The 18,849-nt window shown below is 44.1% G+C and carries 20 protein-coding genes and 1 pseudogene; 11 read left to right on the forward strand and 10 right to left on the reverse strand.

The features are described from left to right. Positions 1–151: 151 nt before the first annotated feature. Complete coding sequence (locus FD47_RS03830; RefSeq protein WP_054733196.1) at positions 152–646, forward strand: cysteine hydrolase family protein; 495 nt, start codon at positions 152–154, stop codon at positions 644–646. A 110-nt stretch (positions 647–756) separates the two neighbouring features. Then, positions 757–1,707: a zinc-binding dehydrogenase gene (locus FD47_RS03835; RefSeq protein ID WP_054733299.1), complete on the forward strand. Its 951-nt coding sequence runs from the start codon at positions 757–759 to the stop codon at positions 1,705–1,707. Positions 1,708–1,869: 162 nt separating this feature from the next. Here the strand turns inward: FD47_RS03835 and FD47_RS03840 are convergent, their stop codons facing one another. After that, a complete protein-coding gene (locus FD47_RS03840; protein WP_225352751.1) occupies positions 1,870–2,718 on the reverse strand; it encodes a D-alanyl-D-alanine carboxypeptidase in 849 nt (282 codons plus the stop codon). A 554-nt stretch (positions 2,719–3,272) separates the two neighbouring features. Between FD47_RS03840 and FD47_RS03845 the strand changes: the two genes are divergently transcribed. The 3 genes and pseudogenes from FD47_RS03845 to FD47_RS16160 form a co-directional block, all read left to right on the forward strand. Beyond that, on the forward strand, positions 3,273–3,554 hold the full coding sequence (locus FD47_RS03845; RefSeq protein WP_054733210.1) for a type II toxin-antitoxin system Phd/YefM family antitoxin: 282 nt from the start codon (positions 3,273–3,275) through the stop codon (positions 3,552–3,554). Continuing rightward, entirely contained in the window at positions 3,551–3,910 is a 360-nt protein-coding gene (locus FD47_RS03850) for a type II toxin-antitoxin system YafQ family toxin (protein ID WP_054733213.1), read from the forward strand. The genes FD47_RS03845 and FD47_RS03850 overlap by 4 nt, the downstream gene beginning before the upstream one ends. Positions 3,911–4,440: 530 nt before the next feature. After that, a pseudogene (locus tag FD47_RS16160) lies at positions 4,441–4,852 on the forward strand (IS982 family transposase); the annotation flags it as partial. Positions 4,853–4,866: 14 nt separating this feature from the next. Here the strand turns inward: FD47_RS16160 and FD47_RS15335 are convergent. Then, entirely contained in the window at positions 4,867–5,022 is a 156-nt protein-coding gene (locus FD47_RS15335; protein WP_156319441.1) for a hypothetical protein, read from the reverse strand. Further along, on the reverse strand, positions 5,019–5,648 hold the full coding sequence (locus FD47_RS03860; RefSeq protein WP_054733219.1) for a type IV toxin-antitoxin system AbiEi family antitoxin domain-containing protein: 630 nt from the start codon (positions 5,646–5,648) through the stop codon (positions 5,019–5,021). Before FD47_RS03860 ends, FD47_RS15335 begins: the two co-directional genes overlap by 4 nt. Positions 5,649–6,119: 471 nt before the next feature. Between FD47_RS03860 and FD47_RS03865 the strand changes: the two genes are divergently transcribed. Further along, positions 6,120–6,518 (forward strand): MarR family winged helix-turn-helix transcriptional regulator, encoded by a 399-nt coding sequence (locus FD47_RS03865; RefSeq protein WP_054733309.1) that lies wholly within the window; start codon positions 6,120–6,122, stop codon positions 6,516–6,518. A gap of 27 nt (positions 6,519–6,545) precedes the next feature. Beyond that, complete coding sequence (locus tag FD47_RS03870; protein WP_225425025.1) at positions 6,546–7,742, forward strand: CynX/NimT family MFS transporter; 1,197 nt, start codon at positions 6,546–6,548, stop codon at positions 7,740–7,742. Between the two features lie 78 nt (positions 7,743–7,820). Here FD47_RS03870 and FD47_RS03875 read toward each other — a convergent pair whose 3' ends face one another. From FD47_RS03875 to FD47_RS16065, 5 genes are all read right to left on the reverse strand, one after another. Then, a complete protein-coding gene (locus FD47_RS03875; RefSeq protein WP_054733222.1) occupies positions 7,821–8,474 on the reverse strand; it encodes a YoaK family protein in 654 nt (217 codons plus the stop codon). 182 nt (positions 8,475–8,656) lie between these two features. Then, on the reverse strand, positions 8,657–9,529 hold the full coding sequence (locus FD47_RS14990) for an MFS transporter (protein ID WP_369440970.1): 873 nt from the start codon (positions 9,527–9,529) through the stop codon (positions 8,657–8,659). A 170-nt stretch (positions 9,530–9,699) separates the two neighbouring features. Next, entirely contained in the window at positions 9,700–10,440 is a 741-nt protein-coding gene (locus FD47_RS14995) for an MFS transporter (protein ID WP_082402585.1), read from the reverse strand. A gap of 62 nt (positions 10,441–10,502) precedes the next feature. Further along, positions 10,503–10,973: a MarR family winged helix-turn-helix transcriptional regulator gene (locus tag FD47_RS03885; protein WP_054733225.1), complete on the reverse strand. Its 471-nt coding sequence runs from the start codon at positions 10,971–10,973 to the stop codon at positions 10,503–10,505. 212 nt (positions 10,974–11,185) lie between these two features. After that, positions 11,186–11,308 carry a hypothetical protein gene (locus tag FD47_RS16065; RefSeq protein ID WP_008212801.1) on the reverse strand — a complete coding sequence of 41 codons (123 nt, stop codon included), beginning with the start codon at positions 11,306–11,308 and terminating at the stop codon, positions 11,186–11,188. 165 nt (positions 11,309–11,473) lie between these two features. Between FD47_RS16065 and thiD the strand changes: the two genes are divergently transcribed. After that, positions 11,474–12,286: a bifunctional hydroxymethylpyrimidine kinase/phosphomethylpyrimidine kinase gene (thiD, locus tag FD47_RS03890; RefSeq protein ID WP_173585504.1), complete on the forward strand. Its 813-nt coding sequence runs from the start codon at positions 11,474–11,476 to the stop codon at positions 12,284–12,286. A 368-nt stretch (positions 12,287–12,654) separates the two neighbouring features. Beyond that, complete coding sequence (locus FD47_RS15000; RefSeq protein ID WP_162230582.1) at positions 12,655–14,961, forward strand: DUF5776 domain-containing protein; 2,307 nt, start codon at positions 12,655–12,657, stop codon at positions 14,959–14,961. A gap of 112 nt (positions 14,962–15,073) precedes the next feature. On the opposite strand, the gene FD47_RS03900 is transcribed toward FD47_RS15000, so the two are convergent. Both FD47_RS03900 and FD47_RS03905 read right to left on the reverse strand, forming a co-directional pair. Next, positions 15,074–15,253, reverse strand: a complete 180-nt coding sequence (locus tag FD47_RS03900; RefSeq protein WP_056980063.1) for a hypothetical protein — start codon at positions 15,251–15,253, stop codon at positions 15,074–15,076. Between the two features lie 2 nt (positions 15,254–15,255). After that, positions 15,256–15,951 carry an NAD(P)H-dependent oxidoreductase gene (locus FD47_RS03905; protein ID WP_054733239.1) on the reverse strand — a complete coding sequence of 232 codons (696 nt, stop codon included), beginning with the start codon at positions 15,949–15,951 and terminating at the stop codon, positions 15,256–15,258. A gap of 88 nt (positions 15,952–16,039) precedes the next feature. On the opposite strand from FD47_RS03905, the gene FD47_RS03910 reads away from it, so the two are divergent. Continuing rightward, a complete protein-coding gene (locus FD47_RS03910; protein ID WP_054733241.1) occupies positions 16,040–16,459 on the forward strand; it encodes an OsmC family protein in 420 nt (139 codons plus the stop codon). A gap of 251 nt (positions 16,460–16,710) precedes the next feature. Beyond that, positions 16,711–18,741, forward strand: a complete 2,031-nt coding sequence (locus tag FD47_RS03915; RefSeq protein WP_056980064.1) for an ATP-dependent Clp protease ATP-binding subunit — start codon at positions 16,711–16,713, stop codon at positions 18,739–18,741. The last annotated feature ends 108 nt before the right edge of the window (positions 18,742–18,849 follow it).

The following is an 18,849-nucleotide window of genomic DNA, read 5'->3' on the forward strand; positions in this document are numbered from 1 at the left end:
AAGTGTCAACCCTAAGGGGTATTGTACGCATGATTCGGTGTGACCGTCGTTTCAATATCTAATGAATTAATAACACCATCACTATTGACTTCCCCGCCTTCCAACCCTAGCATAAGAAACACCACATTAACATTCAAAAGGAGCTTGTATAATGAACAAACCAGCCCTACTCGTTATCGACATGCAAAAAGGATTAAATGAAGTTTTTAACTTCCCTGATCTCGTAAATAAGGTAAATCAAAGAATCGACTCGTATCATCAAGAAACTCGGCCCGTTATTTTCATGCAACACACGGATTCAGAGCTTCCATATGGATCTGATGATTGGCAGATTGTCAGTGCCCTGCACCGCTCAAAAAGTGACCGCGTCTTTCTAAAATATCACAGCGACTCATTTTATGAAACTGGATTAGAATCATACTTACACCATCAAAACATTGGGACCCTCGACGTTTGCGGGCTCCAAACCGAATATTGCATCGACACTGCCATCCGAGTGGGCCATGATCGGGGGTTCAAAGTCATCACAACTTCGGGACTTAATTCAACATTCGATACCGATGATTTGACGGCTAAGCAAATTATCAAGCACCATGAAGCCATTTGGGATGGGTCGTTTGCGAAAGTGAATACAATATCCGATTAGGCTTATTGATCATCCCTCCTCTCCTTCAAAAAACTTAAAGTATGAAGGAAGCATCGACTACCGAATACCTTTATTATCACGCACGGGATCAACAGAAAGGAAATGCCGAATTGAAAGCTTTATACTTTAACGAGTTTGGCGATAGCTCTGTCCTAAAATACGGAGACGTCCCCACTCCCACCATCACCAAAGATGAACTTCTGGTCAAAACATCGGACATTGGCTTGAATTTTGCGGACATTTATCGCCGTCGTGGCACCTATCATCTTGAGAAACACACGCCATACATAAACGGCTATGAAGCTGCCGGAACAATTGAAAAAGTTGGTGGTACGGATTCGAGTTGGCACATCGGTGAAGCAATCCTATTTGTGGATGTCCCACTGGCAAATGCCGAGTATGTCGCCATCCCGAAAGAAAATGCCATTCGACTTCCCCAGGGTATCAGTCTGAAACTGGCGGCAACCATTGGCCTCCAAGGCCTCACGGCTGACTTTCTTGCCCATGATTTAGCTAAAAACAAACCTGGTGACAAAGCATTTATCCATGGAATCAGTGGCGGGGTTGGTCAAATTCTTTCGCAAATATTGACAGCGGATGGGGTTCAAGTCTATGGATCCACGTCCACGCAAGATAAGCAACGAATTGCGTTAAACGAAGGGGCTAAAGATGTCTTCATCAGGCACCCCCACTGGGATGATAAGTTAGCATCAAAATTTACCACCGTATTTGACGGCGTCGGCCGGACACTGCCGTTAAGCTTGAAGTTAGCAAGCAGACGGGGGAAAGTCGTCTTCTTTGGAATGGCTGGCGGGAATCCGCCGAAGATCGATTTGTTAGAAGTCATGGGAAAGTCTCAGACAATCGCTACCGGTGATCTCTGGGACTATCTCACAAGCTTTGATGAACGAAAAAAGCGCAGCCAGCGCCTATTCGATTACTTTCTAAACGGAAAGATTCACTTGAGCTCACCAACCACTTTTAAGTTGGCCGAAGGAAGACAAGCTCATGAGCTTCTGGAATCGGGGAAAAGTTCTGGGAAGATATTGTTGGTGCCTTAGTAAATTGATTGGAGTTGGATCGGACGAAGGTTGAGGAAATTGTATCACGTTAACTTTTATTTCAGCCCTACTAATTTTTAGGCTTATTAGTTCCTTCTAATAAATCTATTTTCTAACTGAAAAAGCCCTTCCTGAATAAGGAAGGGGTACATATTACTTACTTCATTTGGGAATTCCCAACTGGATTAAGCATGCGCCATAATCTTGCATATCCTGAAAGTTTGAAAGCTTGACTGGATATCGGTACTTGTTAGCGAGGTTTAATTGACTTTGCTGATCAAAAGATTCCGCATAGCCGACAATGATTAAACCAATGTCGTAATTAGACATACTATTTCGCTTATCTTGATCGTATCCTAGCTCTGTAAGTCGCTGATCGATCAGCTTAATGGCTTTAGAAGGGGCCATCCGTTCATAATAAGTGAAATTTCCTTCACTATCAAATGAATTTAGACCTATCGCTTTGGTATTTGTAAATCCGTTCAATAAATCCGTTTTTTGGGGTAAGGAAACGTACAAGCTTTTAGACAGATTCAGGTTAACTTGGGAATTGGGAAACAGCTTAGCAACCATTCGGGTTAACTTTAACGCTTTATTGCTGCTTAAGTCGTTAAGGTAGGCTTGTTGGCTATTAAATAGGACTGGCAACTTAATAATACTTTTTTTGAAATAACCGTACCAAGCAATCCCTTTAACCTTTTTATTGTATGCCGAATATAACTTGTAATACACTTGATTCTTACCTTTAACCGGCTTCACAAATGCCTTGGAAACCAACCAGACAGTATTAGGATAGTTCTTTAAGTTATGAATTCGTTTGGTTTGGGAATTGTTCCAAATATAAGCTTTTTGGCTTTTGGTACTTGAATAATACGGAATTGGCCCCGTAAACTTGGAGCCATCGAAAGAATAGTTGCTTGGAACAGTCTTCGCTGATACCGAGCCAACATTTAATAAGCCAAGAAAAATAACCCCTAACAGTAAGAAAAATGACAGACTTCTTTTTAGCATACTAGATACCTCCATTGCTTATATTGTAACAAAAAGATTATGTATTTGGGGGGTACACTCCAAAACCCAGGGGGGTGGATTTCGTTCTCCTCAGACAGGGAAGCCAGTCGCTTTTCCATCGCTTTGATTGGTCTGGCGATTTACCGGATTGAGTTTTGGCTTGGCCCTGGATCCACTTATGAACTGTTGAATAGCCAATGCCATATTCCCTGGCCAGTTGGGCAGCTAATTTACCCTATTTATATAGATTGATGATATTCTGCTTGAATTCTTTGTCGTAATGAGTTGGCATGTAAAAATTCCCTTCCTTTTGAGAGACGATTTATTCATTATACCCGCTCTTAAAAGTTATCTCAGGAATCAGCTTTTGATGTACTTTCAGTATACGCGATTAGATGGTCAATTTAAAAAAACAAGGTCAGTTGATTGTTAGATGTCCCATAACTGGACAAATTCTGTCACTTCAAGGACATTATCGGCAATAAACATTGAGTAATCGCTTGTAATTAAGTACTTAATAAAGTACAACATTAAGTACAGAAGGGGTGATTCAAATGACCGTTGCTTTAACTCAAAGTGATTTTCGCTCACATTTAAAAAAATATCTTGACCAAGTCAATGATGATGACGAAACCGTCTACATTGCCCGCTCGAACAACCGCTCAGTCGCCGTTATTTCCCAGGAAAAAATGGATTGGTATGAACGGGCTTTGCGGGCCAAAGAAGGGTCGCTGGAATATGCCGTTGCTCGCGATCAACTGATTAAACGTCATGTCTTGCCAGACGATGAAATTGTCGAATCCGACGACCATTATTGGGATCAGTTTAAAGCATGAAAAAACTCCGATTCAAACCACGAGCAACCTTTAATGCTGACCTGAAACGGCTGGCCAGCTTGGATCACAACATTATTGATGAAGTTCGGGCAGCCATTGATCTGCTGCTGGAAACGCATCAGCTGCCGCCAGAATTTGATGACCATGAACTGACCCGCCGATTAGTCGGATACCATGAATTTCATTTACGTGACACACCCTCAGGAAATCAGCCCAATGATATAAATGACATCTTCGTTGTTTATACCATTGATGAAGATGAATTAATCTTAATTGCTATTCCAGTTGGTTCTCATGATCGGCTATTTCCGAATCAAAACAGCGCGACGAAGTACCGAAAAAGCGATGATAAGTAGGGTTACTTTAAATTAAATACCACAAAAGCAGCCCCTCAAGTCACACTATTGTGCTATGGTATCCTCCAGGTTGACAGATGAAATAATATAATTCATCTATCAACCCGGAGGTTTTATTATGCCGAGAAGTAAGTATAGCGCAGAAGAAAAATTATACGAAATCCTCGATTAGCTTCAATAGCAGATAGATAGTGAAGAAAATTCCTACAAGAAACAAGGTGAGAAATATTTCAGTAATCGGCATAAAATCAACAAAGAAGCCTAAGAATCTGCCAAAACGCTTGTTAAATTTATTGGTTAAATACACGGCCAAATTATAAACCCATGCAAAAATATCTCCAATTTGACTTAACATTCTTTTCAAACTTTTCGCCTTCTTTATCTTCAATCTTCACCAATATCATAGTATATACCCCCTGTGCTAGTTGAAGCTCGAATCCTGGCATCAAAAGAGCTCTCGCATTAAAATGAGCCCCGATTGAATCATCCAAACTTTAATCGGGAGGCATTAATCATGCGAAAGCACCTTATATCGTCATGAATTACAACGCAAATATCAAAAAGTCTATCGGGTTATCAGCTCTTTGTACCAGCAGTTGGTCCCGATAGCCATTCGGCATCGCCGCAACTACCAGCATTTAGTCGTTTCAGACGTCGAAATTATCACGACCACCATTTTCATTTTTCATCACAGCTAAAAGGTTATCATTGGTTGTGCCGCACGCGGTTTGCCCAGCGACCGTTTATTGAACGCTCACGCCGGCGCCGGCTCATGACAGTCAAGTTGTCAATTATCTTTTGTTATCAATAAGCCGCAACTTGGTAGTTTTAGGCGATTTAAACTAGACGAAGCAGTGCGATCTAAGGACTAACGGGATTATATTGTGGATTCCTAAGCAATGCAATGCCGCCAACGAAATGGCGCAACAGGCTAGGTTCCTTGTTTCAATCTTGGTTTACTGATCATGGGTGCGATATTTAGAAGTTGCTAGTAAACTTAAGAAACCGTCAATAAAGTATTTTCTTAATAAGATGGTCATATCGATCCCATTTTGTGCGCGCAAGTTCTTTAATTGATCCCTTAAACGGTTAATTCGCGCTTCATCTTTCATAGCATAATTCCTACCAATTCTTGAACCTGGTTAGCTCTTCGTAAACGTTGTGCAGTTGCCATCAGTTTATTTAAGTTGCGCTGAGGCGACCTTAAATAACGTTGAAAACTTTCCTTTAACAATTCTGGATCCCGATTAGCAGGCTTAACTAGTTCAGTTAGTACTCGTTCACGAGAATATACCCGGATTTTCCGGGTCGTTCCAGTTATTGATATTTTTTCAAAATCTTCGGTTAACCGCGGTTTTCGAACTTGCTTAAATTGCACATTTTGAGTCCATTCAGCATACCGGTGACCGGGCTTTTGATAACCCAGTCGAACAGCCAATTGGATCGTATAAGGAAATGTATCGCTTAATTGCCATAAATATAGCGCTGTATTGCCTGTATAGATTCCTTGTCCTAAAACTAACTGCCGGATAAGAAAGTCGTTGAGCGGCGCATTTTTAGTAACCAATACTCGGTTTGCAATATCCTCTAATACACCCGCTTTAGTCATAATCATTGCGATTTCTTTTTCTTCCGGTGTCAGTTCAGCCATTACTAGCAGCTGATCTTGTTTAACTTTGTTAATTAGTGCTCGCAATTTGGTGTCGTAAGCAGCATAAAATTGGTCGATTGTGGACATCAAAATCACCTCTCTTATCAAGTATAGCAAATTATTGATAAAAGTAATTATATTTACAATGATAATTGCATTCAATCCAGATGTAATTGCATTTTATTATGTCATTTCATATATCAACAAAATTCTTGATCGTCGTTGAGGCTTTACCCATGTACCAATTTCAAATATAAGTTAGCCAGTGACAGTGAACAGACTCAAATCGTTATCGCGTGGTGACTTTTTAACTGATTATCGATACATTGAACATTGGTCGGACTAATCACTGTTACTGATTTTTCGGTAGCGCCAAGTATGGCATCTCAGTATGCTTCACAATACCATTACGCTTAAATATCAAAAATTGGTAGCCGTCACTCAATACGACATTGCTTTTTTTCACAAATGCCGTATACTATTAGTGTTCGTTTTCGAACACTTACACGATTGGAGGTGTCCATCATCGATCAAAAGCAACGGGATTTATTGAAACAAATGATCTTTTTGAACCGTGGCATCCGTCGGACCGAACGGCGCTTGCTACGAAAATATGCCCGGCAACACGGCCTGGCACCCAACGAACTGCTCCTCATCGACACACTGGCCGACTTTCCAAACAACTCGATCATGGGACTTGCCGATATCTTGGAGCTCAACAAAAGCACGGTCTCAACGATTGCCAAACAGCTTATCAATAAGCATTTGGTGTCCCAGGAGATTGATCCTGCCAATCACAGTCGGTTTCGGCTTAACGTGACTTCGAGGGGTCGCCAACTGGCTGAAGGGATTTACGATGCCTATCTAACCGAACTCAACACGGTCTTTTCACTGGACCAACTGGATTTGAACCGGATTAAAGACGTGTTGACGATCATTCATAAGAGAATTGACTAACTGTATTTAACGAGAGGAAGCGTTTATTTGGAAACCCATCAATTATCTAAACTTCAAACTGGCCTGATTGTCACCCTACTCATTCTGATCGGGGCCAATTTGCGAACTGCCCTGACGGCCGTACCGCCACTGTTAAGCAATATTTCGACAACCTTTAACCTGCCCGACTGGTTTCTTGGCAGTCTGACGACCATCCCACTATTGTGTTTCGCGATCGTTTCCCCATTCGTCAGCCGACTGGTCCATCGATTCGGGATGCTGCCACTAATTGCGGCGGCTCTGGTTGTCCTTGGGATCGGCTCGTTTCTTCGAATCTATTCATTTACGGCCCTGCTCTTGGGGACCCTGCTCATCGGCTGCTCAATTGCAATTTTAAACGTCCTGTCCCCCGCCGTTGTGGCCAAGTATTTCCCCAGAAAAATCGGCTTAATGACCAGCGCCTACACGCTGTCGATGACCATTTTCAGCGCCCTGGCAGCGGGCATGAGCGCGCCAGTTTCTTCCGTCATTAAATGGCAGCCCACTTTACAATGGCTGACAATTTTTCCGATTTTAACTTTGATTGTCATGTTCATTAATCGACAGGTTCAGCGACATAATCCGCCAAAGCATCTCAAAAGATCCAGTAGCCCCACTCACCATACGAAATCAGTTTGGCGGCAGCCTTTAGCCTGGGCAATGACGATTTTCATGGGACTGCAGTCACTGCTATTCTACACAATCCTAACGTGGGTACCGTCAATTTTTGTTGCCCACGGAATGAGCCAAAATACGGCGAGCCTCTTGTTGGGCTTACTCCAACTGTCCTCTCTGCCGATGGCGTATTTGATTCCAAATTTGGCTGGACGCCGAGAAAAACAGGCGCCGCTGATGTGGATGATCTTCGGATTATTTGTATTGGGACTGGGCTGCCTAATGATTCAATCCACGTCACTGATCATCGCCATCGTTGCCTGTGTCCTATTAGGCTTTGCGACCAACGCCGCATTCAGCATGGCAATGATCCTGTTCTCACTGAAAACCAGTAATCCTTACGAAACGTCCGCCGTCTCCGGCATGGCCCAGTCGATTGGCTATTTAGCGGCTTCGGTTGGCCCCATGATGGCCGGCTTCCTGCACAGTCAATTTAATTCATGGACCGTCGCTCTGGCCGTGCTGATCGTGATCGTCGTGATCATGACCGGCTTCGGGTTGGCTGTGGATCGGCGCAAGAGTGTTTTCTAAGGTTGCGATAACTCAAAAGTGTGCTTCTGACAGATAGGCAAACCGCCTCGTTGTCAGAAGCACACTTTTTTAAATCGATTATTTCCCAAATATCATCGCCAACAGCACAATCGCCGCTGACAACAGAATCGTCTGCCCGTGGAAATACTGCACCAAATACCCGCTCGCGGCGGCGCCAACAAAGAAGGTGATGATCAACGTAATGATGTCACCGGCCTTCCGCAGCGCTTTGGTGTCGCCCTGAGTCACAAAATCCAGCACACTTTCGGATAGGATTCGAACGTTACCGGTCATCATTAATGATGTAAACGGCCCGTTTTTCAACGTTCGAAACTCCTGCAGTTGGGCTGCGGCCGCCATTGCCAGCAAACCAGTAGTCCACAGAATTGAAACCCGGCCTGCCAAAAAGCTCACCAACACAAAGATGATGATTTCGTACGATAACGTCACAACCTTGCGGCGCAGCGCCCGTTCACTGGGGTAGTGGTATTGGGCAACCCGAATGATGGCTACCCCCACTGCGAACATTCCCAGGGAGACCAGCGCTTGAATAATCGCGCCGAACTCACCGCGGCCAACTCGCAAGCCCGTCAAAATCAGGTTCCCGGTTTGCAGGCCGGCGAAGACCCCGCCGTCCTCCAAGTAGGTGTAGGCATCTAGTGCCCCGGCAGCCATTGTTAACAGCGCGCCGCTTAGCAAGCGTTCATATGCGCCAAATTCACGTTCCTGCATTGCTGTTCCCCCTTACAATTGATCAAAACAATATGCTCAATCATAAGAAGTTGGCGATGCAAATACAAGTGATTTGATTGCAAAAAACCAGCAACCAACTAATCACTTAGTCAGTTACCGATTCTTCAATATTAGCTGAATTTCCAAATCAAATTAAGGAAAATACATTATCACGGTTATTTTTATTCACTTTTGTGCCATTTATCAGTCCAAAACGCAACTGGACACATTAATGTTAGGAACAAGAAAGCAATCCAAAACGTTTTTGTGAAAGCTAACGTCAATTCGGTATGCTTACTTCGGTTAATTTGATTTTGGAGTGTTTGAAGCTCATGTTTTTGGGCTTCCAAAGCAACTGCTTCACCCATCAGCTTTTGCTTTGCAGCGAGATCTCTGGTACCAATCATCAATTGGCGGGCGCTTTTATTAACGAGTCGAATTCTTTTGGTTCCCGCGTATAGTTGATTGACGCTGTTGGCAATCTTCACATTTCCAAGAACCAGCTTCTGTTCCCCTTCATATACCTGCTTTAGATTAGACGAGTCCGCGGGAACGGGGATCCGATAACGATCTTTTGCCGCCGCACGGATTGCGGCCGAATTTTGGCGCGTATGATTTTCCACATTCTTGTCCAGTGCGTGGCGAACAGATGAAGAAACCTGGGTCACTCTGATATGCTGATATGCTTCGGCTTTAATCGCTGACTTAGCATTGTCTACATTGTTATTAAGAATGCCGACTAACAACGCAATTCCTAAGCAGGTGCCGAGCTGCCGGGCAGCGTTGATCATTCCCGAAGCAATCCCAGCTTTTTCAATGGGAATGTACTGTACCGCCGACACCAAGGAAAGACTTGTTAACCCAAATCCAAGACCGATAATCGCCATGTCAATAATCATCGTAAAGTTTGACATTGCATAAGTAATCTGAGTCAGTACCAAACCACCCATTGCCATTAAAATTGTGCCGATCACGTTAACCCACCGATAATTCAATTTTTGGCCAAGTTGACTCCCCATCGGTAAAGCAATAATAACCATTATTGAACTAATCATAATGATATTACCAGCATGCAGAGGACTGAACCCCCGAACGTTTTCAAGAAAGAAATTAAACACAACACTCGACATCACAACTGTGAACCCACAAGTAAAGTACAGGAGCGTGGATGAAAGAAATGTCCGATCTCTAAAAAGTTTAAATTCGACCAGTGGTTCTTTTCGCCTCAAATCCAAATAGACAAATAGCCATAATGCCAGAACGCCCCCACACTCATTAATAGGATCCGCAAAGAAAGCCACCCAAAATCATATCCTTTCAGTAAAACAAAGGTAATTAAGAAGAGTCCGATACTTAGCAAAATGATACCAGCATAATCAATTGATTTGGAAATTGTCATATCATATGATTCGTGAAAACAGAAAATCGTTAAAATCAACGTAACAATAACGACCGGAACGTTGATAAAGAAGATCTCATGCCATGACCACAGGTGAATGAGTAACCCGCCGATTGGAGGACCCGCAGCGGCCGCAATCGCTGCGAAGGCCCCAATAATTCCCACAATCTGGTTTGCCCTTTCCCTTCCAAACAAATTAACTGATAATGGCACAATGATTGGCGTGATAATGGCACCACTCAGGCCTTGAATTGCCCGCATTGCAATCAGCATACCGATTGAATTAGCCATTCCACAAGCCAGCGATCCGGCTCCAAATAGGATCAGCCCAACAAGTATCACTTTCTTTCTACCAATTTGATCAGCCACCTTAGCCATGGGGATCATGAAAACCGATAATAACAAAACATAAATCGTACTTATCCAATTACTCGTATCAAGCGTTGTTGAAAAGTAACTTGTGATGTTGGGAAGCGCAATGTTGGTGATTGTCGTGTCCAAGGTCACGATGAACATCATTAAACAAAGCGCTGTTAATCCGCCGGCCTTCTGCAATTTAGAATACATGGATTCATCTCCTCTAGATTTCTATATGAAACTGTTTCATTATGAAACAGTTTCCCAAAAAATTATTCCTGGCGTTCCTTAATCAATTTTTTAAAGAATTTTTCCGATTCTTTACTAACAGTCGCGAAATAGGGTAATAATTCAGATGGCACCTTTTGATAAATCGCAATTAACTGTTGATCTAAATAAGCAACATATTCAGTATGAGACTCATTGGCAATTTTGCCCTTGCTTGTCAGCATGAGGGATAACTGAGTTTCTGAATTGGGCGCGAATGTTTTTACAACCATCCCCTTCTTGACTAACTTCTGAATCAATTTGGTGGTTGTCCCCTTCGTTACATCAAGGTATTGACTTAATTCCGTTAAACTACTTCCAGGATGAGCATTAATTGTTGTGATGGCATGAATCTCTGGGGGGAATAAGGGAATCCCGGTTCCATACGTGCTGGTTGTTTGATCTAACTCACTATATAATTTAGCAATTCGTTTAAAGGGGCGAATAATCTGCTGCACAAGGTCTTCTTGATCCAAATAGGTACCTCCTTAAAATGAGTTTCATTATGAAACAGGTTCAGTATGAAACTAGTATCGTAAAATGTCAAGGCCTTTTTAACTAAACAATCCAACTTAATGAATCAGCTTTTGGATCAGCACCACATCGGCATTTCATGACATCTTTACTGAAATCGACCAAAATAAAAACCGGAAGCATACTAATCTCTTAGTTTACCCCGGTTCTCAAATTACTTAGCTGGCTTTTGCTTCAAGAAATGTTGAAGTTGAGCTAATTCTTTATTCCGCTTGATATCTTTCTTGCGGCTGATTGGTCGACGGCCTTGAACGCCGTTTGGATGACAAATACGCATAATAAAACGCTCCTTATTTTTGATTTCGATTATATGAAATTCCAATAGACTAAATTATTATAATACAAATGACCATTTGAACGCAAACCCATTTCGAAATTTCTCCCCAAATTTTAATGGGTGTGCTATCCTTTAGATTAATAACACAACTTTGAGGTGATCTTTTTGGCAAACGAATTTCCACAGGCCTGCACGATTGCGGGCTCAGACAGCGACGGCAGTGCCGGGATGCAGGCAGATTTACATACGTTCTTTAGGCGAAAAGTCTATGGGACCGCCGTTATGACGGCCGCCGTGGCTGGCAACAGTTATGGGATTCACGATTCGGTGACTTTACCAACCACATTTATTGATCAAGAATTCAAGGACCTGGCAGATGACTACCATGTTCGCGCCAGTAAGACGGGAATGCTAGCGGATAGCGAACTCATTCGCACGGTCATTAAGAATTATCAGGCGTACGACTTCGGGCCACTGGTGGTTGATCCGGTTATTACCACCAAGCATGGCAATATGCTGCTGGAACAGAATGCTTATAAAACTTTGCGCGATGAACTGATTCCACTGGCAACGGTGATCACGCCGAATTTCTTTGAGGCCCAAAAGCTCGCCGAAATGCCGATTAACACCCGAGAGGATATGGCAACCGCGGCTCAAAAGCTTCGCCAATTGGGCGCCAAAAGCATCGTATTAAAGGGCAGTCACCATGATCCCAATCAGAAAACCGTTTCCGATTACGTCCTTCTTGAATCGGGCGAGGCCTTCTGGATGACCGGTAAGTTCTTCCCAACAGATCGGAAGAACGGTACCGGCGACAGCCTCTCCGCCTGCATTGCGGCCGAACTTGCCAAGGGCAACAGCGTTAAAGACGCCGCAAAAATCCCCAAAAGATTTGTCGATATTGCGATTGAAAATGACATTGCCGTCGGCCACAAGTTTGGCCCCATCAACCACTGGGCACCGGCTGACGAACTATAACTGCAGAACCAAATTAACTAGATTTGGCATCCCAAAACACTTATACTTGAGTTGGGCGAAAGCCCCAAAATGGACCTCGAGTCCGCAAGCCCGCTTTGGCACTTGATGCCGTATAATGGGCTTTGCAGTTTGGCGTTACCTGCTTAAAGAGCGCCGGACGATCCCTCTTTTTGGGGGATCGTTTTTTATGTCCAGCTTCTCATAATTAGAAACTGGCATGTTACAATGAGAGCAAAGTAATGAACGATTTTATTTGAAACGAGGCTGGGATAATGAGTCAATCAGACAAGCAGTTATCAAGATTATCGATAAATGCATTATACGGTGTAGCGATATTTAGCTCTTTACTTTTTGGAAGCGCTGCTAGTTTGACGAGTGTCCAAGCTAAAGCATCACTGAATGTGACGACTCAAACGGTTCAGCAAACCCAAGGAGACCTGAATAACCAAATCACGATTGGGCCAGCAAATTTTGAAACCTATTTTCAACGATCAGCAAAAGCAAGCTATGATTCTCAAAACGGAACCGTACTGCTTTATCCAATTAATAATCGGTATATTAATGACAGTGGTGAATTTGAATATAAAGGCGGCGTGAATGACGGACCTGACAATCCTGCTTTGGCAGGCTCAGTCTACCTCAATAAGAATCTAATTGATATGGCTAACGACTTTTCGCTAAGTGGTAGCATCATGATCAAACCTGACACAAGACGCCAAGCCGCTGCAAATGGCACAAATATCACCGATGAAGGTAAAAATAGCTACCAGTATGGTGATGGCTTTTCATTCGCTTTTCGACCAGCAAACTCCGCACCAGTTGGGGTCGCCGGTATGGGCCTTGGCATGACGGGAATTCCACATGCATTCGGTGTTGGGATTGACCTCTACTATAATAAAATTGAAAAGGATAATAAGCTGTGGCTCGCGGATCAGCCAGCTCCCAACATTGGTTTTGCATCTACCCAGGATATCCCCGGAATTTACAACGCGGTTCGCTACACGATTGGGGATGGCGTTAACATCACTGGCAATGATCTTGATTGGATGACCACGTTCGACAGTCACAATATTCATTCTTTAAACTTCAAGGATCTTACCAATAACAGCGACGGGACCATGCCCTTCACCTTAACTTGGCACGCAAAAACTAATGAACTTAGTTATCAGTTTACAGACGCATCCGGCAACCAATACACTGGTACAAAAGTATTCCCAGATCATCCCAATCTTGCTAATTTTGCCATTGCAGGATCAGGAAATGCCGCCCAAGCCGAATACCGAATTAAGATTGATAAAATTCAGTATGCTGCTTATGGGATTGTGAATGCCAAGTACTTATCACAGGATACCGACAATGATTCGGTAATCGAAATCCCTGGCGTCCCCGAGCACCAAACCACTGGTTCACTTGGTGAAACAGCAACTATTAGCTCTAAACTAACCGACGTTGTGTCACCCGATGCCACTGCCGATGAAAAACAAGCACTCGCGGATTATTATTTGTGGAAGGTTTCGGGATTCCCAACGGATGAATTAAAGGACTACTACAATCTTCCATTCAGCGGTAACGCAGCGCAACTACCATTTTCAGACGTCACTCAAAATGTCCAATTATATTATCGGAAGAAGTCTGAATTATCGCTACTCGTCAATTATGTTGATGAAAACGGAAAAAAGATCGCTGATTCCCAAACAATTCGTGGTGCTTTTGGATCTGAACAGAATCTGCCAATCAGATCAATTAGCGGATACACCTTTGATACATCGAATCCGAGGACGTTCAAGTTGGGCACTCTCGGACCTGATGGTAAAACGGTTACTCAATTAAATTTAACATATCATAAAAATCAACCAAGCAGTTCATCCAGCGATACGACCCCCAGTATCCCAGCACAACCAGGTTCAAGTTCATCTTCATCTATTGGCTCGGGGTCTAGCAGCGTACAAAGCAATCCACCCGCCAAATTACCACTACCCAACTACGCCGCAAAGAAAAACGCCGCCGTCTATGCCATAAATCCAGTCTACTTGTACAAGCATGCTGATTTTAAAAAAACTCAGCGGCTTGCCGGATACGTCAAGAAGCCCCGCGTTTACCGACCAATGTTCGTCGTCACCGGATACGCCCGCTCCTCGACTGGTAAATTACGATATGAAGTTCGCGACGTCAACCACTTAAGTAAAACGGCTGGAAAGCGCGGCTACATTACCGCCAACTGGCAGTATGTTCGTCCCGTCTACTATGCGAAGAAGCATTCGATCGTTACAGTGATTAACCCCCGAGGTGTCAGGGAATATCGTAACGCCCGTTTAACTGGAAAATCCAAATTATATAAACAGGGGTCCGTCCTTCGGGTTAAACGAATTATTACGCATAATCTCACAACTCGCTTCGTCTTAACAAACGGCCGCTACATCACTAGCAACCGGAAGCTTGTCAATATGGGCCGTCAGAAGCAGGTACGGGCCGTCACAACCAAACGCGCCATCAATCGGTACCGAACCGTTAACCTCACTCATAAAAATCGTCATATTGCACAGGGGAAACGGCTGAGAGTGCGCGGTTATGATTACACTTCGGAAAATAATTTTCGCCAACGGGGCCTTCTCCGCTACCGGGTCGCAGGTGGTTACATTACAGCAAATTCCAAGTATGTCCGTGCGTTTAAATAAATGATGGCTTAGCTTAAAACGTTGATTTAACAAAAAGTTCCGGTTTGAGGAATCCCTAATGTTGTTACTTTAGGAATCCCTTAACCCGGGACTTTCTTTACTAATTGTATGGTTACCACTTCTCCGGGCTCCACGTCCGCCCATCAATCTCATCCTGGGCTTGCTGGCGACGCTTCTCCTGCTCGCTAACGAGATCCTGTGCCGCCGCTAATAGCGATTTGTTAATGAACGACTGCTGGTCGTCGGCAATTTTTTGCAGCTGCTGGGCCGCCCACTTATTGGTTTCTGCCATTGTCATTCCTCCTGATCACGAATCATTTTGACATTCAGCTTCAGATCCTCCAACTGGTCCTGCTGGTTCTTAATTGTCTCAATCACCAAATTCAAGGACTGCTGCTGGTCATCCGGCAGATCAGCAGCCATCTTTTCGAGTTGGGCAACCAGCCAGCTTTCCCGATTGGCGAAACTAAGCGGCATCTTCGCGCTCAAATACTGAAGATAATCAACTAACAACCGTTGCTTCTGATTTTCGTCCAGATAGCCGAATTGCGCGATAACAAACGGTTTTAAGTAAGTCATCCCCGCCTTATTGGCAAACGCCTCAAACGGCCGCATGAGCTCGGAGATCGTAAAGTGTTCGGCCCCACCAGCGCTAAATTCAGCCAGTGAATCACCAATGGTCAAAACGATCCCTAAATCCTTATTTTTCAGAGCGTGATTAGCCACCACATAGTTACGGGTAAACACGTCGTCCATGTATTGTTTCAGACTAGCGGGTGAGGAATACCAGTACATCGGAAACTGTAATATTACCCGGTCAAATGATCGCAAAAGCGCTTGTTCAGCGGCCACGTCAATCCGGTGAGCAGCATACTGATCATCGATATTGCGCCAAGTAACGCCTTCAAGTGCGGCACTGCTGGTCTTGAGAAATGCCTGGGTTGCGGATCCCTTCTCATCTGGATGGGCAACCAATATGATTGTTTTCAACTTTTGTCCCCCATTCCGTGCATATTTCTTGTTGACACCTGCTATTATTGTAGACTATAGGTAGCAAATCACAAAGGAGATCCTTCATATGGCAGTCTATACAGTTCACACCACCTATCGCAACATCGGTTCGCAAACCATGAATCGAGTTGGGGATCATCAGTTTATCGCCGACGAGCCCACCATCTTTCTGGGCACCGATGCCGGCCCGAATCCCGTATCTTATTTATTGGGAGCTGTCGGCGCTTGTCTGGGCGCCAGCGCGGCCTCGATCGTTCACCGGCCAAAATCCACCGTCAAAATTAAAAAGTTTGAAGTTGAAGTAACCGGGGAAACCGAACGCTTCGCCGACAAATCATCCCGGGTCGCCAAAATTCACGTTAAGTTAACCTGCGAGACTAATTTGAACCCGGCGGAAAATCAAAAATTCATTGAGGAAACCATCCATCTGTGCACGGTTCACAATACATTAAAGGATGCGGTTGAATTTTCGTTTGAAATTAACTAGGAGATCATTCCGATAACAAACGTTGTTAGCACTCTTATTGATTGAGTGCTATTTTTTATTGTCTTTATTTATATTAAGTCGCTCTATCTGCTGATATATAAGCATTTATCAACATAACATTTTTCGTTGAAAGTCTTGCATCAATAACCTATTTGTGATATTATATAGTTGTTGGTGAGGGGAACAGATATTCCCCTAGTAACCAATTAAATCTTCATTTCGAAGGTTTTTAACTCAGTTAATATGGAGGAATGCATATGAACAACGATATTTTTAATGACATTTTTAACGACCCGTTCTTTAAGGAACAGTTTCCAGGAACTGCCGGTCGTCAGGAAATGCGCCAGCCAGTTCAAGTGCAGGAACGTCAACCTCAAAATAAATCAACTTTATTAGACAAATACGGGACCGATCTGACCAAGATGGCCAAAGACGGCAAGCTTGATCCGGTGATCGGTCGGGATAAAGAAATTGAACAGATGGAAGAAGTTCTGAGTCGCCGAACCAAGAATAATCCGGTTTTGATCGGAGAAGCCGGGGTTGGTAAGACGGCCGTCGTTGAAGGACTTGCTCAAAAGATTGTTAACGGCGACGTTTCAGAGAAGTTGCTGAACAAGCGCATCATTTCCGTCGACGTTGTCTCACTCGTTCAAGGCACCGGAATTCGGGGCCAATTCGAAGAGCGGATGAAGCAGTTAATCGACGAAGTTTCCAAGAACAAGGACGTCATTCTGTTTATTGACGAAATTCATCAAATCATCGGTGCCGGTTCAACTGGTGAAGGTGACAAGATGGACGCCGGAAACATTCTCAAGCCGAAGTTGGCCCGGGGTGATTTTCAATTGATCGGTGCGACAACCAGCAATGAGTACCGGGATATCGAGAAGGATCAAGCGCTTGCTCGTCGGTTCCAGCCAATTATGGTGAAGGAACCAAGTGAAGCCGACACCCTCAAAATTATTAAGGGCCTCAAGCCGAAGTACGAGAAGTTCCATCACGTTTCTTACACGGACGATGCCTTGAAGGCTGCCGTTTCAATGAGTAACCGTTATATCCAGGATCGGATGAACCCTGATAAGGCCATTGATTTACTGGATCAGGCCGGTGCCAAAGTTGCCATGGGCTCATCAATTACCAAGGATAATTCCGGTCTCCAACAAGAAGCCAGCCAGCTCGAAAAGCAAAAGGACGTTGCTTCCAAGAACGAAGAGTATGAGAAGGCCGCCAAGCTTCGTGACAAGCTCGATAAAATCAACGACCAGATTAAGGCCATTGATAACGGCACTAAGGTTGAAGTGCCAAAGGTCACCCCGGACGTCATCAAAGACGTTGTTGAACGGATTACCGGCGTGCCAGTCACCGATGTTAACAAGGATCAGGTCAGCCAGTTAAATCAGTTAGACGGCGACCTGAAGCACGAAGTTATCGGCCAGAACAAGGCGATTGACGCCATTTCAGCTGCTATCAAACGCAGTCGAGTCGGCTTTACCGAGGGCAATCGACCAATCGGCAGCTTCCTGTTCGTCGGCCCGACCGGGGTTGGTAAGACCCAGATGGCTAAAGCTCTCGCCAAAGAGTTGTTTGGCACGACCAAGGCCATGTTCAGATACGATATGTCCGAATACATGGATAAGATCAGTGCTTCCAAGTTGATTGGTTCAGCACCCGGCTACGTTGGCTATGAAGAAGGCGGCCGGTTAACCGAACAAGTTCGTCGCCACCCTTACAGTTTGATTCTGCTGGACGAAATTGAAAAGGCCCATCCAGATGTCTTAAATCTGTTGCTCCAAATTCTTGATGACGGTCGCCTGTCTGATGCTCAAGGTCGAACGGTTGACTTCAGCAACACCGTGATCATTATGACCAGTAATGCCGGCCAGAACCACGTCGATGATAAGCAAAGCGTGATCGATCGTCTGAAGCCTTACTTCAAGCTTGAATTCTTGAATCGGATTGATGATATCATCCAATTCAATTCATTAACCAAGCCGGATCTGCTTCAAATTCTGGATCTGATGCTCACCGATTTGGACAATTTGGTTAACAAGTCCCGGGGCATCCACTTCGATGTCACTGACGATGCCAAGAACAAATTAGTCGACATGGGTTACAGTAAGGAACTTGGTGCGCGTCCAATGCACAGAGTTATCACCAAGGAAATTACCGATAAGCTGACCAACAGTTATCTGCAGCACCCAGAAGAAAAGAAGTTTACCGTGACGGTTAAAGACGACCAAATCGCCGTCGTACCGGCAGCTAAGGCAGCAAAAACAGCCGCATAATCCGGTGAGTTTACCAATTACTCTGGTCAATCCATTGACATCTAGCGAGGATGTTGGTATATTATAGTCAATGTGTTTTAGGTTTCGATTTTCAAAGGTACTTGTTTT

It is taken from the genome of Lentilactobacillus parafarraginis DSM 18390 = JCM 14109, assembly GCF_001435895.1.
Taxonomy (GTDB): Bacteria; Bacillota; Bacilli; order Lactobacillales; family Lactobacillaceae; genus Lentilactobacillus; species Lentilactobacillus parafarraginis.